This window comes from Rhodococcus sp. 14-2483-1-2, assembly GCF_002259405.1.
In the GTDB taxonomy this organism is placed as follows: Bacteria; Actinomycetota; Actinomycetes; order Mycobacteriales; family Mycobacteriaceae; genus Rhodococcoides.
The window spans coordinates 369,219-392,297 of sequence record NZ_NPFW01000013.1 but is presented as its reverse complement, the minus strand read 5'-3'; the positions used below and the strand labels follow the sequence as shown (position 1 = coordinate 392,297).

Annotated in this window: 20 protein-coding genes; 11 read left to right on the top strand and 9 right to left on the bottom strand. The window is 64.7% G+C overall.

The window, feature by feature from the left end; translation table 11 throughout:
- Window positions 1-70 precede the first annotated feature (70 nt).
- From CH295_RS12945 to CH295_RS12930, 4 genes are all read left to right on the top strand, one after another.
- Window positions 71-1,948, top strand: coding sequence for a DUF3556 domain-containing protein (locus tag CH295_RS12945; protein ID WP_094740926.1), 1,878 nt, complete (start codon window positions 71-73; stop codon window positions 1,946-1,948).
- Window positions 1,945-3,378 carry a phytoene desaturase family protein gene (locus tag CH295_RS12940; RefSeq protein WP_094740925.1) on the top strand — a complete coding sequence of 478 codons (1,434 nt, stop codon included), beginning with the start codon at window positions 1,945-1,947 and terminating at the stop codon, window positions 3,376-3,378. Before CH295_RS12945 ends, CH295_RS12940 begins: the two co-directional genes overlap by 4 nt.
- Window positions 3,375-4,697 (top strand): PucR family transcriptional regulator, encoded by a 1,323-nt coding sequence (locus CH295_RS12935; RefSeq protein ID WP_094740924.1) that lies wholly within the window; start codon window positions 3,375-3,377, stop codon window positions 4,695-4,697. The genes CH295_RS12940 and CH295_RS12935 overlap by 4 nt, the downstream gene beginning before the upstream one ends.
- A gap of 127 nt (window positions 4,698-4,824) precedes the next feature.
- A complete protein-coding gene (locus CH295_RS12930) occupies window positions 4,825-6,666 on the top strand; it encodes a flavin-containing monooxygenase (protein ID WP_094740923.1) in 1,842 nt (613 codons plus the stop codon).
- 109 nt (window positions 6,667-6,775) lie between these two features.
- Here the strand turns inward: CH295_RS12930 and CH295_RS12925 are convergent, their stop codons facing one another.
- Together CH295_RS12925 and CH295_RS12920 are read right to left on the bottom strand one after the other, a co-directional pair.
- A complete protein-coding gene (locus tag CH295_RS12925; RefSeq protein WP_094740922.1) occupies window positions 6,776-8,248 on the bottom strand; it encodes a carboxylesterase/lipase family protein in 1,473 nt (490 codons plus the stop codon).
- Between the two features lie 45 nt (window positions 8,249-8,293).
- Window positions 8,294-9,298 carry an aldo/keto reductase family protein gene (locus tag CH295_RS12920; RefSeq protein ID WP_037194955.1) on the bottom strand — a complete coding sequence of 335 codons (1,005 nt, stop codon included), beginning with the start codon at window positions 9,296-9,298 and terminating at the stop codon, window positions 8,294-8,296.
- Window positions 9,299-9,350: 52 nt separating this feature from the next.
- Between CH295_RS12920 and CH295_RS12915 the strand changes: the two genes are divergently transcribed.
- On the top strand, window positions 9,351-9,965 hold the full coding sequence (locus CH295_RS12915; RefSeq protein ID WP_094632732.1) for a dihydrofolate reductase family protein: 615 nt from the start codon (window positions 9,351-9,353) through the stop codon (window positions 9,963-9,965).
- Here the strand turns inward: CH295_RS12915 and CH295_RS12910 are convergent.
- The 3 genes from CH295_RS12910 to CH295_RS12900 are packed head-to-tail and all read right to left on the bottom strand — an operon-like array spanning window position 9,947 to window position 12,247.
- Window positions 9,947-11,179 carry a hypothetical protein gene (locus CH295_RS12910; RefSeq protein ID WP_094740921.1) on the bottom strand — a complete coding sequence of 411 codons (1,233 nt, stop codon included), beginning with the start codon at window positions 11,177-11,179 and terminating at the stop codon, window positions 9,947-9,949. The genes CH295_RS12915 and CH295_RS12910 overlap by 19 nt on opposite strands.
- Before the next feature lie 7 nt (window positions 11,180-11,186).
- Window positions 11,187-11,651, bottom strand: coding sequence for a MarR family winged helix-turn-helix transcriptional regulator (locus CH295_RS12905; RefSeq protein ID WP_094632432.1), 465 nt, complete (start codon window positions 11,649-11,651; stop codon window positions 11,187-11,189).
- A complete protein-coding gene (locus CH295_RS12900) occupies window positions 11,648-12,247 on the bottom strand; it encodes a DJ-1/PfpI family protein (RefSeq protein ID WP_094740920.1) in 600 nt (199 codons plus the stop codon). The genes CH295_RS12905 and CH295_RS12900 overlap by 4 nt, the downstream gene beginning before the upstream one ends.
- A 167-nt stretch (window positions 12,248-12,414) precedes the next feature.
- Between CH295_RS12900 and CH295_RS12895 the strand changes: the two genes are divergently transcribed.
- From CH295_RS12895 to CH295_RS12885, 3 genes are read left to right on the top strand one after another with little or no spacing between them, the layout of a single operon-like run.
- A complete protein-coding gene (locus CH295_RS12895) occupies window positions 12,415-14,007 on the top strand; it encodes a sigma-54-dependent Fis family transcriptional regulator (protein WP_094740919.1) in 1,593 nt (530 codons plus the stop codon).
- Window positions 14,008-14,061: 54 nt separating this feature from the next.
- Window positions 14,062-15,531 carry an aldehyde dehydrogenase gene (locus CH295_RS12890; protein ID WP_037194946.1) on the top strand — a complete coding sequence of 490 codons (1,470 nt, stop codon included), beginning with the start codon at window positions 14,062-14,064 and terminating at the stop codon, window positions 15,529-15,531.
- Window positions 15,532-15,552: 21 nt separating this feature from the next.
- Complete coding sequence (locus CH295_RS12885) at window positions 15,553-16,662, top strand: NDMA-dependent alcohol dehydrogenase (RefSeq protein ID WP_094740918.1); 1,110 nt, start codon at window positions 15,553-15,555, stop codon at window positions 16,660-16,662.
- 112 nt (window positions 16,663-16,774) lie between these two features.
- On the opposite strand, the gene CH295_RS12880 is transcribed toward CH295_RS12885, so the two are convergent.
- The gene (locus CH295_RS12880) at window positions 16,775-17,413 is read right to left on the bottom strand and encodes a nucleoside/nucleotide kinase family protein (protein WP_094740917.1); all 639 of its coding nucleotides are present in this window, start codon (window positions 17,411-17,413) and stop codon (window positions 16,775-16,777) included.
- Window positions 17,414-17,507: 94 nt separating this feature from the next.
- On the opposite strand from CH295_RS12880, the gene CH295_RS12875 reads away from it, so the two are divergent.
- Together CH295_RS12875 and CH295_RS28520 are read left to right on the top strand one after the other, a co-directional pair.
- Window positions 17,508-17,867 (top strand): ArsR/SmtB family transcription factor, encoded by a 360-nt coding sequence (locus tag CH295_RS12875; RefSeq protein ID WP_094740916.1) that lies wholly within the window; start codon window positions 17,508-17,510, stop codon window positions 17,865-17,867.
- Complete coding sequence (locus tag CH295_RS28520; RefSeq protein ID WP_094632420.1) at window positions 17,864-18,901, top strand: SRPBCC domain-containing protein; 1,038 nt, start codon at window positions 17,864-17,866, stop codon at window positions 18,899-18,901. Before CH295_RS12875 ends, CH295_RS28520 begins: the two co-directional genes overlap by 4 nt.
- A gap of 7 nt (window positions 18,902-18,908) precedes the next feature.
- Here CH295_RS28520 and CH295_RS12865 read toward each other — a convergent pair whose 3' ends face one another.
- The 3 genes from CH295_RS12865 to CH295_RS12855 all read right to left on the bottom strand — a co-directional run bounded on the left by CH295_RS12865 (window position 18,909) and on the right by CH295_RS12855 (window position 21,838).
- A complete protein-coding gene (locus tag CH295_RS12865) occupies window positions 18,909-20,054 on the bottom strand; it encodes an acyl-CoA dehydrogenase family protein (RefSeq protein WP_371828273.1) in 1,146 nt (381 codons plus the stop codon).
- Window positions 20,055-20,123: 69 nt separating this feature from the next.
- On the bottom strand, window positions 20,124-20,945 hold the full coding sequence (locus CH295_RS12860) for an SDR family oxidoreductase (RefSeq protein WP_037194941.1): 822 nt from the start codon (window positions 20,943-20,945) through the stop codon (window positions 20,124-20,126).
- Window positions 20,946-21,016: 71 nt separating this feature from the next.
- A complete protein-coding gene (locus CH295_RS12855) occupies window positions 21,017-21,838 on the bottom strand; it encodes a sulfurtransferase (protein WP_094740915.1) in 822 nt (273 codons plus the stop codon).
- Between the two features lie 65 nt (window positions 21,839-21,903).
- On the opposite strand from CH295_RS12855, the gene CH295_RS12850 reads away from it, so the two are divergent.
- Window positions 21,904-23,049: an NADH:flavin oxidoreductase gene (locus CH295_RS12850; RefSeq protein WP_170945880.1), complete on the top strand. Its 1,146-nt coding sequence runs from the start codon at window positions 21,904-21,906 to the stop codon at window positions 23,047-23,049.
- The last annotated feature ends 30 nt before the right edge of the window (window positions 23,050-23,079 follow it).

Genomic DNA, 23,079 nt, shown 5'->3' with positions numbered 1-23,079 from the left:
TCTCACTCACCAGGGCTGATCCCGGTGAGGCGATCACCCGTACCCACACCACCCACACAGGAGTAACGACATGGGATTCAAAGAAGGAAACTTCCCGCCGGTCGACCCGGCCACCTTCCTCGATCTACCGTTCCGCGACCGACTGCGGGCGATGTCGACCCACTGGGCCGACCACGGCTTCGGAACCCCGAAGATGGTGCACACCATCTACATTCTCAAACTCGCAGTCCTCTACCTCGCCATCGGCGTGTCGATAGCCACGTTGACCTCCGGGCACAATCCTCTCGACTTCTCGGCGTGGTGGAACGAACCGATCGTGTACCAAAAGATCCTGCTGTGGACGTTGCTCCTCGAAACGCTCGGCCTGGGCGGATCGTGGGGCCCGCTTGCCGGTCACTTCAAGCCGATGATGGGCGGCGCGCTCTTCTGGTTGCGCCCCAACACGATTCGTCTTCCACCGTGGCCGGGAAAGGTGCCCTTCACCTCCGGTGACAGCCGCACGGTCTTCGATGTCATCGTCTACGCCGCGATCGTGGGCAACATCGTTGCGGCACTGATCCTTCCCGGCGTGCACAGCAGCTCGATCGACGCTGCGATCGCGGACAACAACGGCCTGGTGCGGCCCGCACTGATGATCACCCTCGCCGCCCTTCTCGTCGTGATCGGGTTGCGCGACAAGGTCATCTTCATCGCCGCCCGCGGTGAGCAGTATTTCCCAGCCGTGCTGTTCTTCGGGCTACTGCCGTTCGTCGACATGATCATCGCCCTCAAACTGCTGATGGTCTCGGTGTGGGTCGGTGCCGGAATCTCCAAGCTCGGCCACCATTTCTCGATGGTCATTCCGCCGATGCTCTCGAACACCCCGTGGATCACCTCGACCCGTCTCAAGCGCGCGCATTACCGCAACTTCCCGGACGACCTTCGCCCGTCCACGATGGCCGGCGGCATCGGTCACGTCCTCGGAACGTTGGTCGAGGTCGCGACGCCGCTGGTCCTGCTCTTCACCACCGATGCCGTCGTCGCTCTCGCTGCCGCCGCATTGATGGTCGCATTCCACCTGTTCATCACCTCGACGTTCCCGCTCGCCGTCCCACTGGAATGGAATCTGTTCTTCGCGTTCGCGGCGGTGTTCCTCTTCCTCGGGTTCCCGAACGCCGACGGTTTCGCCGTATGGAACTTCTCCTCTCCGGTGCTGCTGGCCGTCATCGTCGTTGCGCTCGTGTTCTTCCCGATCGTCGGCAACCTCCGACCCGATTTGGTCTCGTTCCTGCCGTCGATGCGTCAGTACGCCGGCAACTGGGCGTCGGCGACGTGGGCGTTCGCTCCCGGTTGCGAGGACAAGATCGACGAGTTCATCAAGCGGCCGAGCCAGAACACTCGCACTCAGCTGCTGGCGACCTATCCGGCCGATGTCGCCGACGTGGTGATGCACCAGCTGCTCGGCTGGCGTTCGATGCACAGCCAGGGTCGCGCACTGTTCTCTCTGATGATGAATCACCTCGGCGAGGACATCGACACCTACACGTTGCGTGACGCCGAGTTCTCGTGCAATTCGATCGTGGCGTTCAACTTCGGTGACGGCCATCTGCACGACGCCAAGCTGATCGCGGCGATTCAACGCCGATGCAATTTCGCGCCGGGAGAATTTCTCGTGGTCTGGATCGAGTCGCAGCCCATTCACAAGAACTACCAGCAATATCAGGTCATCGATGCGGCACTGGGAGTCATCGAACGCGGTACGTACAAGGTCTCCGATGCCATCGAGCAGCAGCCGTGGTTGCCGAACGGCCCGATTCCGGTGACTGTGACGTGGACACTGGACATCGACGCGAACCGCGCCGCCACCGATCCCGGCACCGTGAAGGAACCGAAGATGCGCGAGAACACCGCACGCGCCGCAGGCGACTCCGTCGTCGCGCCCGCTCCGCAACGCGGCGAGCAGGTATGACCACAGCCGTGGTCGTCGGCAGCGGGCCGAACGGGCTCGCTGCCGCGGTACGCCTCGCTCGCGCCGGGGTCGATGTTCATGTTCTCGAGGCCGCGGACACCATCGGCGGGGGAACGCGCAGCGCCGAGATGACAGTGCCGGGTGTGACCCACGATCTGTGTTCGGCGTTCCATCCGATGGGTGCGGGTTCGCCGTATCTGCGCACGCTCGACCTCGAGCGCTACGGCCTGCGGTGGCAACTGGCGGACATCGACTGCGCACACCCGCTCGACAACGGTGATGCAGGATCGATCCACCGGTCGATAGAGGCAACGGCCGACGGTCTTGGTGTCGACGGGGTGCGTTGGAACCGGATGTTCGGTGACCTGGCCCGCAATTTCGACGTCCTCGCTGCCGACTTGATGCGCCCGATCGCGAACGTGCCGCGGCACCCGCTGGCCCTTGCGGCCTTCGGTCCACGCGCACTGCTACCGGCCACCGTGTCGGCGAAGTGGTGGCGAACGGACAAGGCGAGAGCGATGTTCGGCGGGCTGGCGGCTCACGCCTACTACCGATTGGACCGACCGGCGACGTCGGCCGTCGGGTTGATGCTCGCTGCCTCGGGTCATCGCTACGGCTGGCCGGTGGCCGAGGGCGGTTCCGGGGCGATAACGCAGGCGTTGGCGTCGATGCTGGCCGATCACGGTGGCAAGATCGACACCGGCGTTCGAGTACGGACGGCCTCGGACATTCCCCGATCCGACGTGGTCCTGCTCGATACGTCACCGCGCGGCGCACTCGACATCTACGGCGATGCGGTGCCCTCTCGTATCGCGCGCTCCTACCGCAAGTTTCGTCGCGCTCCGGCCGCATTCAAGATCGATTTCGCGATCGACGGACACGTACCGTGGACGAACGCCGCGTGCGGGCGCGCCGGCACCGTTCATCTGGGAGGTTCCTTCGAGCAGATCGCGGCGAGCGAGAAGGCGATCAATCTGGGCGTCATGCCGGATCGGCCGTTCGTGTTGGTGGGCCAGCAGTACGTGGCCGACCCGACGCGATCTGCCGGGTCGATCAATCCGCTGTACGCGTACGCCCATGTGCCCAACGGATTCACCGGCAACGCGACCGAGGCGATCATCGCCCAGATCGAACGATTCGCACCTGGATTCCGAGATATCGTCGTCGCCACCGTCGTCACCTCCCCCGCCGAACTGGAGGCCTCGAATCCGAACTACCTCGGCGGCGACATCATCGGGGGCGCGAACACCGAACTTCAGGTGGTACTTCGACCTCGAATTGCGTTGGATCCGTACAGTATCGGAGTTCCCGGTGTGTATCTGTGTTCCGCGTCGACTCCCCCGGGTGCCGGCGCACACGGAATGTGTGGATACAACGCAGCGGAGTCCGCGTTGCGATACCTACGGCGGCAGAAGAAGGACGTGGGGTGACGAACCTCGAACCCGAGGACCGTCGGGCGGTTGCCCGCAGCCGGCTTGCTCATGTGCCTGCGACGGCCCACGAGGACGTTCTCGCCGCCGTCGCACAGGTCGCGCGGTCGCTGTCGGCGCGAGAACTCGACATGGTCCGGGCGATGACCTCGCTCATGGCGCACGATATCGATCATCTGGACGACGACCCCGTCCTCGTGCAGCTTCTCGAGGCCTCTGTCCACGGCAACATCTCGACGATCGTGCATGTACTGGCCAACGACATTCCGGTCGACCGCCTGCAGCCGACCACCGCAGCCGTCGAGTACGCACTGCGCCTTGCTCAGCGAGATGTTCCGTCGAATTCACTGGTGCGGGCCTATCACCTGGGCCAGAACGAAATGATGAGTATCTGCTTCGAGGAAGTGAAGAAGAACTCGAACGATTCGGAGCTCGATTTTGCTGTCCTGAAACATATTTCGGACGTCGTCTACAACTACATCGACTGGATAACGCTGTTCGTCTTCGACGCATACGAGACCGAACGCATTCGGTGGATCGGGGCCAAGGGAACCGTTCATTCGTCGACCATTCACACACTGCTGGCCGACCGGAGCGGAACCACAACGACGTTCGAGGCCCACACCGGTTACCTGCTGAACCAGAATCATCTCGGTGTCGTCGTATGGAGCGATGGATCGGACTCGACGACGACCCTCGGATCGATCGACGTCATTTCCCGCCGCGCCGCCGCGGCGATGCGCTCCGCAGGTCCGCCGATCGTCACCGCGATCGATCGCCGAACCGCGTGGGCCTGGATCCCCCTGGGTACCCGCACGCCGACGGTCGATACGGCCGAACTGGCTGCGGCCCTTCGCCTCGACCCCTCCACCCGCATGGCCGTCGGGTTACCGGGCAAGGGCGTCGACGGGTTCCGCCGGACCCACGAGCAGGCACGTGCCGCGTACTCCATCGCGTCGATACCCGGGACACCGGTGCGTGAGGTTCTCGGCTACGGCGACAAGAATGTGGCCATCGTGTCGCTGCTCGCCCAGGATCTCGATTCGGCCCGGTACTGGGTCTGGGAGACGCTGGGCACGCTCGCGGACGACACGCCCAACGCGGCCGTGCTGAGAAACACCCTGCATGCATATTTCGCGCACGACGAGAGTCATCTGCACGCGGCCCAGGAACTCAATGTCCACCGCAACACGGTGAAGTATCGGGTGACCAAAGCGCTCGAACTACACACGACCAGCGGGGACAAGCTCGATCTCGCGCTGGCACTGCAGGTGTGTCAGTTTCTGGGAGCCCTGGTTCTCAGGCCCACCCATACGTAGACACGGGCTTCTTCTCGACACGGTCGATACCTCGGCGCGCTGCAACCCACTGCAACTCTCGACTTCGCCACGCGGCGGGAGTGTGCTGGGTCACACAACGAGCACACTTTCGCCACGAGGAGTTTTCATGACGCAGACCATCGAACCGGTCGACATCACCCGCACACACACCCCGCAGGAACGGGTCGACGCCTGGCTGTCGAAGTTCGAGGAGGCACTGGTCGCCCGCGATGTTCCTCGTGTTGCCGGCATGTTCGCCGTCAGCAGCTTCTGGCGTGACCTCGTCACCTTCACCTGGAATCTCAAGACGGTGGAGGGCCGGGACGGCGTGTCCGACATGCTCTCCGAGCGGCTCGACGACACCGATCCGACGGGCTTTCACTCCACGGAGGTACCCGACGAGGCGGACGGCGTCGTCTCGGCGTGGATCGAGTTCGAGACCGCAACCAGCCGCGGCAAAGGCCACCTGCGCCTGACCGTCGACGCAGACACCGGCGACGACGTGGCCTGGACTCTGCTGACCACGATGCAGGAGCTCAAGGGGCACGAGGAGCGTCAGGGCAAGTCGCGCATCAAGGGCGCGGTGCACGGCTCGAATGCCGATACCCAGAACTGGGCGGAGAAGAAGGAGATCGAGGAGAAGGAACTCGGCTACAGCGTGCAGCCGTACGCCCTCGTCGTCGGTGGCGGCCAGGGCGGCATCGCTCTCGGTGCGCGGTTCCGGCAGCTCGGCGTGCCTGCGATCGTCGTCGACCGTGCAGAGCGCCCCGGCGACCAGTGGCGTGGGCGCTACAAGTCGCTGTGCCTGCACGATCCGGTCTGGTACGACCATCTCCCGTACCTGCCGTTCCCGCCGAACTGGCCGGTGTTCGCGCCGAAGGACAAGATCGGTGACTGGCTCGAGATGTACACCAAGGTCATGGAAGTTCCGTACTGGAGCAAGACCACGGCGAAGTCCGCCACCTACGACGAGGTGGCGAAGGAGTGGACGGTCGTCGTCGATCGTGACGGCGAAGAAGTGATCCTGCGGCCCAAGCAGCTGGTGATGGCCACCGGAATGTCCGGTAAGAAGAACGTGCCGAATTTCCCCGGCATGGACGAGTTCGAGGGCGAGCAGCACCATTCCAGCGAACACCCCGGTCCCGACGCCTATGTCGGCAAGCGCGTCGTGGTGGTGGGCTCGAACAATTCTGCACACGACATCTGCAAGGCACTGTACGAGACGGGCGTCGATGTGACGATGCTGCAGCGTTCGTCGACGCACATCGTCAAGTCCGATTCGCTCTGCGAGATCGCGCTCGGTGATCTGTACTCCGAGCGAGCCGTCGAGTCCGGAATGACCACGGGCAAAGCCGATCTCACGTTCGCGTCCCTGCCCTACCGGATCATGCACGAGTTCCAGATTCCGGTGTACCAGCAGATCGCGGAGCAGGACAAGGACTTCTACGATCGGCTGGAGAAGGCCGGCTTCCAACTCGACTTCGGTGACGACGGTTCGGGACTGTTCATGAAGTACCTGCGTCGCGGCTCTGGCTACTACATCGATGTCGGCGCGTCCGAGCTGGTGGCGGACGGCAAGATCAAACTCGTTGCGGGGCAGGTGGATCGGATCAGCAAGACCGGCGTCGTACTCGACGACGGTACCGAGCTACCGGCCGATCTGATCGTCTACGCCACCGGCTACGGGTCGATGAACGGCTGGGTCGCCGACCTGATCGATCAGCAGACCGCGGACAAGGTCGGCAAGTGCTGGGGCCTCGGCTCGAACACCACCAAGGATCCCGGTCCATGGGAGGGCGAGCAGCGCAACATGTGGAAGCCGACGCAGCAGGAGAATTTCTGGTTCCACGGCGGCAATCTGCACCAGTCACGGCACTATTCGCTCTACCTGGCCTTGCAGATCAAGGCACGCTACGAGGGCATCGACACCCCCGTCTACGGGCTACAGGAAGTGCATCACCTGAGCTGACCCATGTGCGCGGAAACTCGTAGCAGAGTACGAGGTTCGGCGCGGAGCCTGCGGAACGACCGCAGGCTCCGCGCGCACGTGCGGCGCAGCCGCTCAGGTGCTCAGGTGCTCAGCGCACCCCGTCCCACACCGCGCGGGTTGCCGACCTTGGATCGAGGGCGACGCCGGGCTCGTTGCCGAACATCATCACCGCGCGGTCGGTGCCGTACCGGTCCCAGCCGGGAGAGCCGTCGCGCACGAAGTCGACCCAGGCACGGTGCATCTGATCGGCAACCTGCTGCGGCGGGTTCGGGCCGGTGATTCGTGCGGTCTCGGGCTTGTGCAGCATGTCGAACACGAACGGGATCTCCAGCGCATGGCAGGCTCCGAGAGCGCCGTCGAACAGCGATGAACGCCAGGTGAATTCGTAGACGAAGGCGTCGCCGGAGCGAGCCTCGACCAGACGCGTGGCCGGAATACGGAAGAACCAGTCGGTCATGACGGCGATCATCAGCTCGCCCGCCGAGGCGTCGGGCAGCTGTTCGCGGTACCGGTCCAGCGCGGACGGGTCGGCCCGGTATCCGGCGAGGACCATCTTCACGTAGTCCTCGGTGAGGTGCGGGACGATTCCGGCCGGCACGATGAAGAACGCGTGTTCTTCGCTGGTGGTTCCGATCAACACGTCCACCTGTGCGCTCGCACCATCGCTGATCCTCGAAAAAGGCAGTGCAGGAACCACATCGCCGTCGATGTACGGCTCGAAGGCCATCACGTTCAGGGCCAGCTCACCCCACGCTCCGGTCGGGGCCTCGGCGGTGATCCGATCGGACAGTTCGCGTTGGGCGTCCACCAACGCATCCACCGGTACCGAATCGAGGCCGTCGATCGAGGCCTCGACTCCGAGCCCGGAGGCCAACGCCGCGGAGACCTTCGCCGCGGTCTCGGCGGTGATGACGTGGTGACCGGCTCCGCTCTGCAGAATTGCCCGCTGGAAGAGTCCCTCGGCACGGGGCATCGACATCAGGGTGCCGACGCTCATCGCGCCGGCCGACTCCCCTGCGATGGTCACCCGCGCGGGGTCGCCGCCGTAGGAAGCGATGTGGTCACGTACCCATTCGAGGGCCGCGACCTGGTCCAGCATCCCGCGGTTGGCCGGGGCACCGTCGATCGACGCGAAACCGTCGACTCCGAGTCGGTAGTTGATCACCACGGCCACGACACCGTCGCGCGCGAATGCGGAACCGTCGTACGTGGGAATGGCGTTGCTGCCGTTGACGAATGCTCCGCCGTGAATCCAGACGAACACCGGTGCCGATCCGCCGACGTCGGGGGTGAAGACGTTGACGTTCAGGCAGTCGTCACCGGGTACCACCGGTTCGCTGAGGATCTCACTCGTCGGTGGCCGGTATCCCACTTTGGGGACGGTGGCCCCGAGTTCGAGGGCGTCGCGCACTCCGTCCCACGTGGGCGGCGGCGACGGAGCCTGGAAGCGGCGGGGTCCGAACGGGGCCTCGGCGTACGGAACTCCGAGGAACGAGGTGACGCCTGCGCCGGTCCGACCGCGAACCTGGCCCTGAGGTGTATCGACGGTGATCATGTCCATACCTCCTTATTACCCTGTTCGGATCGGACCGACTCGGGCAGGCGGTCAGACCAGACGTGCTTCCGGCGAGCCCGTCTTGCTCGCGTCCCGCTCGACGGAATCACCGAGGGCGTCGTCGATCTTCGCGAGCACGTCGGCGTCGAGGGTCACCTCGGAGGCCTTGATGTTCTCGGCGATCTGCTCGGGGCGCGAGGCTCCGACCAGCGCTGCCGCGATGTTGTCGTTGGCCAGTACCCACGCAACGGCCAACTGCGCCATGGTGATTCCCAGATCGTCCGCGATGGGCTTCAACTGCTGCACCCGGGTGAGCGTCTGGTCGTCGAGGTACCGCGCGATCATCTTGTCGCCGCCCTTGTCGTCCTTGGCGCGCGAGCCGTCGGGCAGTGGTTGACCGGGGAGATACTTTCCGGTGAGCACACCCTGGGCGATGGGCGACCAGACGATCTGCGAGATGCCCAGTTCCTTCGAAGTCGGGATCACCTGATCCTCGATGACGCGCCACAGCGCCGAGTACTGCGGCTGATTCGAGATGATCGAGAAGCCGTTCTGACGGGCGAGTTCCTGCCCGGCGCGCAGTTGATCGGCGGTCCATTCGGAGACGCCGATGTAGAGCGCCTTGCCCTGGCGGACGACATCACCGAACGCGGCGATGGTCTCCTCGAGCGGGGTCTCGACGTCGTAGCGATGCGCCTGGTAGAGGTCCACGTAGTCGGTGCCGAGTCGACGCAGCGACGCGTCGATGCCTTCGAGGATGTGCTTGCGCGAGAGTCCGGTGTCGTTGGGGCCCTTGGGCCCGACGGGGAAGTAGACCTTGGTGAAGATCTCCAGTGATTCTCGACGCTCCCCTTTCAACGCGTCCCCGAGCACCGTCTCGGCGGCTCCGTTGGCGTAGACGTCGGCGGTGTCGAAGGTGGTGATGCCGGCATCGAGGGCCGCGCGTACGCACTGGGTGGCGATGTCGTTCTCCACCTGCGATCCGTGGGTCAACCAGTTGCCGTAGGTGATCTCCGAAATCTTCAGTCCGCTGTTTCCGAGGTATCTGTAAGCCATGAAGAAAACGGTACTCCGATGACTTTGCCCTCCGCTGGTGGTCTACTCGGGTATGACACTTCGGGTACACAATCTGTCGGTCTCGCTCGACGGCTTCGCCGCCGGTCCTGATCAGAGCCAGGACAACCCCATGGGCGTCGACGGCATGGCGCTGCACCAGTGGGTGTTCGCCGACCGCTCCGACACAGAAGACCCTGACACCGATCAGCGGATGCTCGATCTCGGCACCGAGAACATCGGCGCAACCATCATGGGCCGCAACATGTTCGGTCCGGTCCGCGGCGAGTGGCCGGACTACAGCTGGCGCGGCTGGTGGGGTGAGGAGCCGCCGTACCACCACCCGGTGTTCGTCCTGACCCATCACCCACGGCCGCCACTGGAGATGGTCGGCACCACGTTCCACTTCACCGACGATCCCATCGAAACGGTGCTCGATCGTGCCCACGAGGCGGCGTCGGGCAAGGACGTGCGCCTCGGCGGCGGGGCATCGACGGTGCGGCAGTACCTGAAGGCGGGGCTCGTCGATCACCTACATCTTGCGGTCTCGCCGGTGATTCTCGGAGCTGGGGAACCGATCTACGACGGCTGGGATCCCACGACGATGGAGCGGACCGAGGTAGCGGGATCGGACCAGGTCCTCCACGTCGTCTACCGCCGAGCCCGGTAGCGGTTCAGAGCCCACATCCCGACGCCTGCGAGCACGACCGTTGCCGATGCACCACCCGTGGAGAGCCACTTTTCGGGCCAGGACGTGTCCGTCAGTGCGGAGGTCAACGGCGTGTACGCCGTCCATCCGTACGTGACGACCATCGGCACCGTGATCGCCACCGGTATGGCAAGGCCGAGGGTCGACGGCGTCGGGGCGGCAGGCGTGCACGCGACGTACAGGTAGGCCGCGGCGGCCGGAAAGACGATCAGGCTCGCGACGTAGTGCACGTTGTCCAGCGGCGGGCTATCGAACAGTGCCGTCACGCAGACCACTGCCAGAACTGCAACGCCGATCAGCATACGCCCCCAACGCAATCCGAGCGCAGTACCGGCCGCCACCGAGACTGCAATGACGGCTACGAGTCCGAGTGTCCACACTCCGTCCGAGACACTGATACCCACACCCGAGGTCGTGGTCGAGGTGAGCAACACGGCCGTTCCGGCGAGGACCATGACGCCGCTACGCCCCGGTAGCAGAGCAGCGGCTGCGAACAATACGAGTACGACAAAAAGGCCGTAGTACCAGCGGCCGCCGAACCCGTACTCGCTCTGGAACATGCTGAACACGAACGCCACATTCAGCAGCAGCCCACCGATCGTCACCAGCAGTACCGCCGCGACTGTGCGGATATCGCGCTCGGTCGCCGGGCTTTCGCCCTGGTTTTCGTTGCGCGCTGCCCACGCCACTGCCACCACCACGAGCACGCACAGCACCGGAACGACCACCGGTGTGCCCATATCGGATTCGGTGAGGTAGTCGGCGTAGCGCCGGGGAACAGCGGGGTAGTGCAATGCCTCGACCGCGCCGGCGGACAGCAGGCCGAGAAGGAAGGACCCGATCAGTAGCGCCCGATGAACTCGTCTCCGATTCGCCTGTACTGCACTGCATCCCAACAGGACTCCGCCTGCCACCACCTCGGCGGAGTCGCACGAGAACAGCAGTACCGAGCCCCCGATGACAACAGCAGCGGCGATGGACAGTCCGGCCAGCACGCTGCGCCGACGAACGACCATCGCCGTACCCGACGCAAGAATCAGCGCGACCGCAACTCCCACGCCGCCACTGGAGAACAGCAGCCCGCCGAACCTGGTGTCGCCGAAGATGTCGATCCCGCCGGACTGCATCGACAATCCGGCCAGCAATCCGGTCAGAAGTACCCCGAGCGCAACCATGCCCGAATTATGCACTGCCCCCGCGATAGTCCCGTGATGCCGCGAGGATCTTCTCCAGGGTTGCCGCGAACGCCTGCAGTTCGCTTTCTCCCACAGCGGATCCCACTGCATCGGACCACGCATGTTGCGCATCCCGCAGCTCGGCAACGGTGTCGCGCCCCTTGGGGGTCGGCTCCAGCAGCTTTGCCCGCTTGTGGTTCGGGTTGTCGACGTACACGGCCCAACCTTTGTCCACCAACAGATTTGCCGTCCGCTGCACACTCTGGCGTGCCAACCCCAGCCCGACGCGTCGCGCGATGTCGGCAACCGAGAGCGGCTCGTCCAGGGTGGCTCCCAGGACCTGCCACCACGCCGGAGTCAGACCTGTCGGCTCGGTGATGTCGTGTGCGGCGGCGAGAAATTCACCGTTGAGCTCGAAGACGGGCAACACCAGGGCTGTGAGCGCATCACCCTCCGGAGTGCGCTGGCTCATGCGCCCGCCAGCTGGTCGTAGTACTTGCGTTCCCCTGTCGTGTAAAGGCCGTACCAGGCATCGACCACGGGTTGGGGAAACACGTTCAACCGCTCGAACACGAGCTTCGCGAACTCCAACGGGCTCACGCCGCCTGCGGTGATCACGGTGCCGTCGGACACTGCCTTCTCGTCGCGGTAGTGCTCCGCTCCACGATATTCGGTTGCCTGCGTGAGGAACTCGGCGGCATTCGAGGTATGCGGCCGGTCGTCGAGCAGCCCGGCCCGGGCCACACCCAATGTTGCCCCGCAGATCGCCGCGACCGGAGTGCCCGCCGCAACGAGTTCGACTGCGAGCCTCAGCACCGCATCGTGACCGGAGTCCCAGCTGGGCGCGCCGGGCAGAATCAACGCATCGAGAGTGGGAAGCCCGGCGAGCGCAACGTCGGGCGTGATGCGCAATCCGCCCATCGTCGTGACGGCCTCCCCCGTCTCCGATGCGACGATCAGCCGGTTGGCGTCCTGGTCCTGCTCGCGGGCCATGGCCAGACCTGCGGTGAGGTATCCGTATTCCCAGTCCGCCATGGTGTCGGTGGCGTACAGAGCGATCGTTGTCATGTCGAGCCTCCAGAATTTGACAGTGTGCTGTCATTTTGCGCTCATGACAGTGCACTGTCAATGCATCACTGCCCGATCGGACAGGTTCTGTCGAAACGCGCGTCGAACCGGGCAGTCGGCGCTACCGTCACAGCACGACCAAGCGCCGGCCAACGGAGGTACGCGCGATGCTCAGCGGTGCAGACAAGCTCCGAGATTCCATCGCCAAGTCCTGGCAACGGTCGGCGCAGAGCGGTCTCGCACCGGCGGACACCCTGGAGCAGGCGAGTCTTCGTGACGTCGATCGTCGCAGCCGCCTCCTCGCCGCGGCAAACCCCATCCTCGATCGGATGGAGAGTGTGCTCGACGGCTCCGGGTACTGCGTTCTGCTCGCGGATCGCGATGCCCGGCTGGTCGATCTCCGTTTCGGAACCCATTCGCTACGAGATGCCGTGTCCTCGGTCGGCGCGGTCGTCGGCCGGTCGTTCACCGAACAGGCATCGGGTACCAATTCGATCTCGACGACCTTCGAGATGCGCGCACCCTGTGCCGTGCGTGCCGAAGAGCACTACATCGAGTCGATGAAGACCTTCAGTTGCTACGGCCACCCCCTGATACACCCTGTCACACGCCGCATCGAGGGCGTTCTCGACATCACCTTCCTGGCCTCCGGTGACAACCCGCTACTCGAACCGATGCTCGTCCATGCCGCACAGGACATTCAGGGCAGGCTCCTCGAAGAGACCCGCTCCGGTGAACATCGACTGTTCCAGGCATTTCAGTACGCGTCCTCGCAGCGTCGCGGTGCGCCGATCATTGCGATCGCCGACGAGATTCTGCTCGAAAACACCAGCGCTGCAGCAATGATCGATTCAGTCGATCATTCCGCACTGCGCGCGCTCACCGACGATTCGATCCGGCGCAGTGGCGTCGTACACGATGTGATCCTCAATTCCGGACTGCACGCAACCGTGCGCTGGGAGCGTCCGGTATCGGCCGCTGGAATCGTCATCGAGATCGATCCTCACGACACCGTGCGCACCCCTGTTCCCGCTCCGAGAATCCGAAAGCCGTTGTGTGTCATCGGCGAACCCGGAACCGGAAAGTCGACCACCCTCGCCCGACTGACAGCAACGACGTCACCGCACTGGTTCGACGCCGCAGATCTGGTGACAACGACCCCGGCCGAGTGGTTGACAGCCGTCGAGCATCAGGTCGAGGCTGCACACGATGTGGTGATCAAGAACGTGCACTTTCTCCCGGGTCCGGTGGCGAGCCGGTTGCATTCGACTCTGTCGTCCGCCCGCGGGTGGTACGCGTTGTCGAGCTCGGCCACCGACTCGGCCGAACTCGAACACCGCCAACTCCTTTCGCTTTGCGCCGACACCATCGAGCTGGCCCCCTTGCGCTCTCGCCGACACGAAATCCCGGACCTGGTCCGCGCCATCATGGCCGAGCTCGAATCCCGCGCGCACTTCACGCCCGCAGCGTTGTCGGCGCTGATCGACTACGACTGGCCGGGCAACATCGGCGAACTCCGAGCCGAGGTCACCGAGGCCGCATCGCGTAGATCCGTCGGAGACATCACCGAACGGGAACTGGTCAGACCGCGCAAGAACGCGTCGACGACTCGGATGAGCACGCTCGACACCGCGATGCGCGACGCCATCGTGCACGAGTTGGCGCGGCAGGGCGGCAACAAACGCACGACGGCGGAGAGCCTGGGAATCAGTCGGACCACCCTGTACAAGCGGATGCGCGAGTTCGGCATCCTCGGCTGAGGTTGTCCACTTTCTGAACACTCGACATCCGTGATCGGGGTCACACTCGTATGCATGGATGCACACACGACAACACGAGAGCAGCTCGACGCACCGTCGCTCTTCATCGGCGGCGAGTGGGTGGAACCCAGCTCGTCCGCCCGCATCGAAGTCCGTTCGGCAAGTAGCGAAGAACGCATCGGATCGGTACCCGAGGCACAGGAAGCCGACGTCGATGCGGCGGTGGCCGCTGCCCGCCGCGCATTCGAGGACCCCAGCGGTTGGAGTCGGTGGGAGCCCTCGAAGCGCGCCGACGCGATCGATCGACTCGCCGACGAGTACGAGAAGCGAGGCGACCAGCTCGCCCGACTCGTGGCGGCACAGAACGGCATGCCGATCTCCATTGCGGAGCAACTCGAAGGCGGCTTCCCGGTCGCCGTGATGCGGTACTTCTCGGGTCTCGCGCGAACCGCGCAGTTCGAGGAATCTCACCCCCACCTGATGGGCGGGACGACAACGGTTCGACGCGAGCCGATCGGCGTCGTCGGCGCCATCGCACCGTGGAATTTCCCGCAGACTCTGGCCGCGTTCAAGTACGCACCGGCCCTCGCAGCCGGCTGCACCGTCGTGCTCAAGCCGTCTCCCGAGACGGTGCTCGACTCGGTTGTGTTGGCGGAGGCCATCATTGCCGCTGGGTTGCCGCCCGGCGTCATCAACATCGTTCCCGGTGGCCGTGAGATCGGTGCCCATCTGGTCTCGCATCGAGGCATCGACAAGGTCGCGTTCACCGGCTCCACCGCAGCCGGGCGGTCCATCGCCGAAACATGTGGCCGCCTGTTGCGCCCGGTGACTCTCGAACTGGGCGGCAAGTCGGCGTCGATCATCCTCGACGACGCGAATCTCGATCTCGCCGAGATCGGCGAGAACCTCTTCGGTGCAACGTTTCTCAACAACGGTCAGACGTGCTTCCTCGGCACCCGAGTCCTCGCGCCGCGCTCCCGCTACGACGAGGTGGTCGGCATGATGGAAGCGTTCGCGAACTCATTGGCCGTCGGCGACGCGCTCGACCCGGCCACCCAGATCGGGCCGATGGCCAGCGAGCGGCAGCGCGATCGCGTCGAGGGTTACATCGCGAAAGGAAGCGGCGACGGCGCTCGGCTCGTCACCGGCGGCGGTAGGCCCGCAGACCTCGATCGCGGCTGGTTCGTTCAACCGACGATCTTCGCCGACGTCGACAACAACCACACCATCGCGCAGGAAGAGATCTTCGGGCCCGTCCTGTCGATCATCCCGTACGGCGACGAAGCCGAGGCGATCAGCATTGCCAACGACTCGGATTTCGGGCTCGGTGGATCCGTCTGGACCGCCGACGACGAGCGAGGTTTCGACGTGGCCAAGCGAATTCACACCGGAACCATCGGCATCAACCACTACATGGTGGATCCCTCGTCCCCGTTCGGCGGGGTCAAGGACAGCGGAATCGGGCGCGAGCTGGGGCCCGACGCCATCGGAAATTTCCAACACGTCAAATCCATCTACCGCTGAATCGAACTCAGGAGAATCTCTGTGAAGACCAAAGCAGCAGTACTGTTCGAGCCGCACAAGCCGTTCGAGATCATCGAACTCGAGATGGACGGCCCCGGCCCCGGTGAAGTCCTGATCAAGTATGTCGCAGCAGGACTGTGTCATTCGGATCTACATCTGCTCGACGGCGACCTGCCACCACGCTTCCCCATCGTCGGCGGCCACGAGGGTTCCGGCATCATCGAGGAAGTCGGTCCCGGCGTCACCAAGGTCAAGCCAGGCGATCATGTCGTCTGTTCCTTCATCCCGAACTGCGGCACCTGCCGCTATTGCTCCACGGGCCGACAGAACCTGTGCGACATGGGCGCAACGATCCTCGAGGGCTGCATGCCCGACGGCACGTTCCGTCGCCGTGACAGCAAGGGCACCGAATTCGGAGCGATGTGCATGCTCGGTACCTTCTCCGAGCGCGCCACCATCTCGCAGCACTCCGTCGTCAAGATCGACGACTGGTTGCCCTTGGAGACAGCAGTTCTCGTGGGCTGCGGCGTCCCGTCCGGCTGGGGCACCGCCGTGTACGCGGGCGGTGTACGCGCAGGCGACTCGGTGATCATCTACGGCATCGGCGGCCTCGGCATCAATGCCGTTCAGGGAGCCGTGCATTCGGGCGCGAAGCATGTGCTCGTCGTGGATCCGCTCGAGTTCAAGCGCAACCAGGCACTGAAGTTCGGTGCGACTCACGCGTTCGCGGATGCCGTGTCGGCCCAGGAGAAGTTGACCGAACTCACGTGGGGCCAGGGAGCGGACCAGGCTCTGATTCTGGTCGGAACCGTCGACGAGGAGGTCGTGCAGGCCGCGACCGCGGCAATCGGTAAGGGCGGCACCGTCGTCATCACCGGCCTCGCCGATCCCGAGAAGCTGACGGTGCACGTGTCCGGCACGGATCTGACGTTGAATCAGAAGACGATCAAGGGCACGCTCTTCGGGTCCGCGAACCCGCAGTACGACATCGTGCGCTTGCTACGCCTGTACGACGCCGGGCAACTCAAGCTCGACGAGCTGATCACCTCGACCTACTCCCTCGAACAGGTCAACGAGGGCTACCAGGACCTGCGTGACGGCAAGAACATGCGCGGGGTGATTCATTTCTGAAACACGCTGCGGCAGTGGTGCGGTCGAGTGCGCTGGATGGCACTCGACCGCATCGCCGTGTGCGGGACGTCGTCGGTGATGCTGCCCGTACATCCGACTGCACGGACGATGGTCATCCGATAGCAATCCAGTCGACCGGCAACACTCGCGTTGCCCGAGCGCGCGGATCCACCTCGTCCAGATAGATCCGGCATGCCGCGTGATAGCGCTGGTCGAAGGCCCGACCTGCCGCCTCCGGGCCACCGAGCGCCTCCGCATCCCTGGCGATGCCGCGGGCTCGTGCGACGTCCATGGGGGTATCGACGAAGACTGTGTAGTCCCAGTAGTCGGGCAGCGGCGGCCGATGCAAGAACGTTCCGTCCACCACGACGATCGCGTCGGCCGGCACCGGTTCGAGCGGATCATCCACCGGCTCGTCCGTCGCCAGATCGATGATCCGACGCCGAATGGCACCGCTTCCGTTCGGCCCCAACGGGATCAGCACGTGTGAGACAAACGCGTCGAAGTCGTACGCGTCCCGGTAATAGCCGAGAGCCGACGCCCGCCCCTGTCGATACCGGTGGGCACGCCGGTGATGGAAGCCGTCCATGGTCACATGTACGGACGGACGCCCCTGCGCTGCAACGGCATCCACCAGCCATTGTGCGCAGGTGGTTTTCCCAGATGCCGTCACACCGTCGATCGCCACCCGCAGCGGATGCCCCGGTACCCGGGAGAGCACGTCCCGCACCATGTCGTCACCGTCGCTCATGGGTCGAGGGTAGGCGATCAGCTTGATCAACCAAATGGTTGACTACGCCGGGCGAGCGGCTTACTCTCGGCATCAACGCACAGCGAGGAACCCCATGGACGATCGAACAGAGCAGCTCAACAGGACGTTCGCGGCCCTGGCCGATCCCACTCGACGTGACATCGTCGCCCGGCTCGCCGGCGGTGACGCGAACGTCAGCGAACTGGCCGAGCCGTACGAGATGAGCCTGCAAGCTGTCTCCAAACACGTGAAGGTGCTCGAGGAAGCCGGGTTGGTCACGCGCAGCAAGGATGCCCAACGTCGTCCGGTGCATCTCGACGCCGAGGTGTTCGGCCTGATGACGAAATGGATCGAGCGTTATCGCCAGGAAGCAGAACAACGTTATCGACGCCTCGACGCCCTGCTGAACACCATCGCAGACGACAAGACCACCGAGACGAAAGAAGTGTCATGACTGCACACGAAACCGAGATCGTCGCGGACGAGAAAGTCCCCACGATCGAGATCATCCGAGAGTTCGATGCGACGCCGGAGCAGGTCTTTCGCGCTCACATCGACCCCGAGCTGTATCGCCGATGGGTGGGGCCGCGATCGTTGACGACCCGAATACTGAAGTGGGAGGGGCATACCGGAGGAGCCTGGGCTTTCGCCAACGACCGGGACGGTGAGGAGATCGCCGCGTTCTTCGGCAGCTTCCACGAGGTGCGTGCCAACGAGCGAATCGTGTGGACCTTCACCTGGGAGGGTGCACCCGACTCGGTCGCGCTCGAAACGCTCACCTTCGAGAGCCGAGGCGATGGCGGTACACGGCTGAGGGTTCTGAGCGTGATGTCGGACTTCGCGAGTCGCGACGGCATGCTGTCGAGCGGCATGGACGTCGGCGTGAAGGAGGGCTACGACAAGCTCGACGAACTCCTCCAGCAGCACACCGGTCCGGCCCAGCAGCACGCACAGGACGCGGCAAGGTTCAGTGCACTCGTTCTGTCCGCGTCACCGGAGGACTGGCCCGGGCCGAGCCCGGTATCGGGTTGGGCTGCACGCGATGTCGTGCAGCATTTGATCGAGTGGTCTCGCGGCTTCCTCGCTGGGGGTGCCGGAATCGCGCTACCCGCGCTCGACGTCGAAGCCGACCCGGCCGCAGCCTGGACGCAGCACGTCGCCGACATCCAAGCGATTCTCGACGACCCCGCCGACCGGGTGCTGAGCAACCCGCACACCGGAGACATGCCGGTGGACGAGGCGATCGACATGTTCTACACCGCCGACGTCTGGATGCACTCCTGGGACCTGGCGAAAGCCCTCGGCCGAGAGCCTGATCTGGGCCAGGAACGCTGCGCCGCAGCGCTCGAGGCCATGCGACCGATGGAGCAGGTGCTTCGGGACAGCGGGCAGTACGGCCCCGCCGTCCCCGTTGCCGACGACGCGTCCCCGCAGGACCAGCTGATGGCCTTCATCGGCCGCGACCCGGCCTGGCAGCCGGGCCGATAGCCTCCGTTCAGAGATACTTCTTCAGCTCCATTTTCGCGATCGACATCTTGTGCACCTCGTCGGGACCGTCTGCGAGCCGCAGCGTGCGTATGTGTGCGTACATCATGGCCAGCGGGAAGTCGTTGGACACTCCGCCTCCGCCGTGGACCTGGATGGCCCGGTCGATGATCTTCAGAGCCATCTCGGGGGCCGCAACCTTGATCGCTGCGATCTCCGTGCGCGCTTCCTTGTTCCCGACGGTGTCCATCAGGTACGCGGCTTTGAACGTGAGCAACCTGGTCTTCTCGATCTCGATGCGCGCCTCGGCGATCCAGTCCTGAATGTTCGAGCGCATCGCCACCGGCTTGCCGAACGTCACGCGCGATACCGCACGGCGACAGAGCAATTCGAGCGCACGTTCTGCCACGCCGATGGTGCGCATCGCGTGGTGGATACGGCCGGGACCCAGGCGAGCCTGGCTGATGGCGAAGCCCTCCCCCGGCCCCTTCAACACGTCCTTGGCCGGAACCCGCACATCCTCGAAGAGCACCTCGGCGTGACCTTCGCGGTCGATGTAGCCGAACACCGGCAGGTTGCGCAGAACGGTGACACCGGGTGCGTCGATGGGCACCACCAGCATCGACTGCTGACGGTGCGTGGCCGCCTCGGGATCGGTCTTGCCCATCACGATGAGCACCTTGCAGTTCTTGTGCATCGCATTGGACGTCCACCACTTGCGCCCGTTGAGGATGAAGTCGTCACCGTCGCGGTCCATCTTCATCGCGATGTTGGTGGCGTCCGAGCTGGCCACATCGGGTTCGGTCATCGCAAAGGCAGAGCGAATGGTGCCGTCCAGCAACGGCTTCAGGTACTTCTCTTTGTGCTCGTCGGTACCGAAGAGCGTGAACACCTCCATGTTGCCGGTGTCCGGTGCGTTGCAGTTGCATGCCTCGGGAGCGAGCAGGCTTCGTCCCATGATCTCGGCCAGCGGTGCGTATTCGAGGTTGGTCAGGCCGGGGCCCCACTCGGGATGCGGGTGGAACAGATTCCACAGTCCACGCGAGCGCGCTTCCTTCTTCAAGTCCTCGATGATCGGCGGCTGGAAGTGCGGGTCACCCGACTCGAGCATCTGCTGCTCGTACACTGCCTCGGCCGGGTAGATGTGAGAGTCCATGAACTCCAACAGATCCGACTCGTATTTCTTCGCACGGTCGGAGGTCTCGAAAAATGCCACGGTGGGCCCCTATCGGTTGTTGTCGAGCAAGCTGTCCTGGTAGCGACGCATGCCGCGCAACCACCGGTCGTAATCGGCACCCTTGTTGCGGTACATGTCCAGTACGTTCTCGTGCGGCAGGATGAGGAACTGCTCGCGGTCCATCGCGTCGAGCACCACATCGGCGACATCGAGCGGTTCGAGCACGGCACCGGCACTGAGAACCGCGGCAGTTGCCGCCGCTCCCAACGCATCTCCGGATTCGCGTCCCTCGTAGAGCAGTTTGGTGTTGACACCCATCGGGCACAGGCAGCTGACGCGAATTCCGCGGTTGCCATAGGTGACGTTCATCCACTCGGCGAAACCGACCGCCGCGTGCTTGGTCGTCGCATATGTCGCCGAGCCGATCTGGGTGAGCAGGCCGGCCGCCGAGGCGGTGCTGACGAAGTATCCCTCGCCGCGCTCGAGCCAACCCGGCACCAACAGCTGCGCGGCCCGAATGTGCGCGCGTACGTTGACGTCGAACGACAGGTCCCAGTCCTGCTCGGCGGCGTCGAGCCCGGGTGCGCCGCTGATGCCTGCGTTGGCGAAGTAGAGATCGACGGGGCCGAACGATTCCTCGGCCACCGCGATCAGCCGTTGGATGTCCTCGGTGTTCGACGCGTCCGCCGCAGCGGCGACGGCCGTTCCCGGCCGATCGCGTTCGATGGCGTCGGCCACGGATCGGGCCGTGGTTTCGTCGAGATCGGAGACGACGACGCGTGCGCCGTGCTCGGAGAGTCGAGCGGCGATGGCTCCGCCGATTCCGCCACCACCTCCGGTGACGATGGCAACTCTGCCTTCAACCTTCATGCCCCAGGTATAGTTGAAGTTGGATTCAAGTTCAACCCTGGTTGCATGAACATACTGCTCAGAGGCGCACTCTAGGCCCGGGGACGCGTCGGATCGGTGATCCATCCCGACCACGAGCCCGGATACAACGCAGCATCGATGCCCGCCAATTCGAGCGCGAGAATCTGATGTGCCGCGGTCACCCCGGAACCGCAGTAGACGGCGACTTTCTTTCCCTCGGGCACAAGTCCACCGAATGTGCCATCGAGTACCCCGGGGTCCAGAAACTTGCCGTCCGCATCGACGTTCTCGGTCGTCGGCCGATTGACCGCGCCGGGGATGTGACCGGCCACGGGATCCACCGGTTCCACTTCCCCGCGGAACCGCTCGGGTGCCCGGGCGTCGAGCAGTACGTTGTCCCGGGCGAAGTCGAGTACGTCGTCGACGTCGAGAACGGACGCAAGGGACGGCCTCGCAGTGAACGATCCGGCCGCCACGATCGACGGTTCGGTACCGATCGGGAATCCGGCCGCGACCCACTGGGCGAGACCGCCGTCGAGGACTCGCACGTCGGCATGGCCGTAGTAGCGCAACAACCACCAGCCGCGCGCGGCCGCGGTCGCCGGCCCTCCGTCGTAGACCACGACCGAGGAGTCGTCACTCACCCCGGCGCCACGCATCGCTGCGACGAACGTCTCGGTGTCGGGCAACGGGTGGCGGCCGCCTGGACCCGGGACCGCGGCAAGCTCCGCGTCGAGGTCCACGAACTGCGCGTTCGGGATGTGGCCGGCCTCGTAACCGGCTCTGTCGCTTCCGGTCTGCAGCATGAATCGAATATCGAGGACGACCGGAGCCCGCCCCATCTCGAAGAGGTCGTGCAGTTCGGCGGCAGAAATCAGCGGCGAGGGGCTCATAAGGCTCCGACGCTAACAGCCCTGCGCCGGGAATAGCTCGGGTTGCATGCCGGTTGTGCGCAGGCGTGACCGAAACTGCATCCACAACACAGCATCTGTCCACCGCCGGGCTCTTCGAGCCGTTCGAGGTCAAGTCGCTGAAGCTGCGCAATCGCTTCGCCATGGCCCCGATGACGCGCGCCTTTTCTCCCGACGGAGTACCCGGCCCGGATGTCGCCGAGTACTACCGCAAGCGCGCGGCCGGCGGCACCGGCCTCATCATCACCGAAGGCACCTACATTCCAGACCCCGCAGCCGGCCCGCACACCCGCGTCCCGCGGATCTACGGTGACGCCAGCCTCGAGGGCTGGAAGGGTGTCGTCGACGCCGTCCACGCCGAGGGCAGCGCGATCATCCCGCAGCTGTGGCACCTCGGCGTCGAGCGCGGCACCGAGCCTCGCCTCTTCCCGGACGTCACCACGGTGAGTCCGTCGGGCATTGCACTCGACGGTTCTTCGGTGGGTCGGGCATTCACCGACGCCGACCTCGACGAACTCACCTCGCAGTGGGTGCAGGCCGCGGTCAACGCGAAGAACACCGGCTTCGACGGCCTCGAACTGCACGGCGCGCACTGGTATCTGCTCGACGAATTCCTCTGGGCCACAACCAATGTGCGCGACGACGAGTTCGGTGGTTCTCTCGAAGCTCGGACTCGCTTCCCCGCGCAGGTCGTTGCGGCGATCCGCGCCGCGGTAGGTGAGGACTTCGCCATCGTGTACCGCTTCTCGCAGTGGAAGAGCAATCACTTCGACGCCCGGATCGCCCAGAATCCGGAGGAACTCGGACGTGTCCTGACTCCTCTCGTCGACGCCGGAGTGGACATTCTGCACGCCTCGACCCGCCGCCACTGGGATCCGGCGTTCCCTGAGCTGGACGGCAACGACGGAAAGCTGGGCTTGGCCGGGTGGACCCGCAAGCTCACCGGCGTCCCGACGATCACTGTCGGATCGGTTGGCCTCGACTCCGTGTTCACTTCGGCATGGTCGGAGGACGCCGCATCCGGTGTCACCGGACTCGATGCACTGGTCGGCCAGTTCGAGGACAACGAGTTCGATCTGGTGGCCGTCGGACGAGCACTGCTGTCCGACCCGGATTGGGTGAACAAGGTCGGAGACGGACGCGTCGACGAGCGCATCGAATTCACCCGCGACCACATTCAGCACCTGAGCTGACGGAGCGGGCACAGAGACCCTCGGCAGCAT

Bases quoted from the DNA above. Each gene is read 5' to 3' on its own strand.
- CH295_RS12920 (WP_037194955.1), bottom strand. From the start codon at position 9,298: ATGGCTTACAGATACCTCGGAAACAGCGGACTGAAGATTTCGGAGATC.
- CH295_RS12855 (WP_094740915.1), bottom strand. From the start codon at position 21,838: ATGAGCCCCTCGCCGCTGATTTCTGCCGCCGAACTGCACGACCTCTTC.
- CH295_RS12915 (WP_094632732.1), top strand. From the start codon at position 9,351: ATGACACTTCGGGTACACAATCTGTCGGTCTCGCTCGACGGCTTCGCC.
- CH295_RS12890 (WP_037194946.1), top strand. From the start codon at position 14,062: ATGGATGCACACACGACAACACGAGAGCAGCTCGACGCACCGTCGCTC.
- CH295_RS12945 (WP_094740926.1), top strand. From the start codon at position 71: ATGGGATTCAAAGAAGGAAACTTCCCGCCGGTCGACCCGGCCACCTTC.
- CH295_RS12860 (WP_037194941.1), bottom strand. From the start codon at position 20,945: ATGAAGGTTGAAGGCAGAGTTGCCATCGTCACCGGAGGTGGTGGCGGA.
- CH295_RS12895 (WP_094740919.1), top strand. From the start codon at position 12,415: ATGCTCAGCGGTGCAGACAAGCTCCGAGATTCCATCGCCAAGTCCTGG.
- CH295_RS12875 (WP_094740916.1), top strand. From the start codon at position 17,508: ATGGACGATCGAACAGAGCAGCTCAACAGGACGTTCGCGGCCCTGGCC.
- CH295_RS12930 (WP_094740923.1), top strand. From the start codon at position 4,825: ATGACGCAGACCATCGAACCGGTCGACATCACCCGCACACACACCCCG.
- CH295_RS12925 (WP_094740922.1), bottom strand. From the start codon at position 8,248: ATGGACATGATCACCGTCGATACACCTCAGGGCCAGGTTCGCGGTCGG.
- CH295_RS12940 (WP_094740925.1), top strand. From the start codon at position 1,945: ATGACCACAGCCGTGGTCGTCGGCAGCGGGCCGAACGGGCTCGCTGCC.
- CH295_RS12905 (WP_094632432.1), bottom strand. From the start codon at position 11,651: ATGAGCCAGCGCACTCCGGAGGGTGATGCGCTCACAGCCCTGGTGTTG.
- CH295_RS12900 (WP_094740920.1), bottom strand. From the start codon at position 12,247: ATGACAACGATCGCTCTGTACGCCACCGACACCATGGCGGACTGGGAA.
- CH295_RS12910 (WP_094740921.1), bottom strand. From the start codon at position 11,179: ATGGTTGCGCTCGGGGTACTTCTGACCGGATTGCTGGCCGGATTGTCG.
- CH295_RS28520 (WP_094632420.1), top strand. From the start codon at position 17,864: ATGACTGCACACGAAACCGAGATCGTCGCGGACGAGAAAGTCCCCACG.
- CH295_RS12880 (WP_094740917.1), bottom strand. From the start codon at position 17,413: ATGAGCGACGGTGACGACATGGTGCGGGACGTGCTCTCCCGGGTACCG.
- CH295_RS12865 (WP_371828273.1), bottom strand. From the start codon at position 20,054: ATGGACTCTCACATCTACCCGGCCGAGGCAGTGTACGAGCAGCAGATG.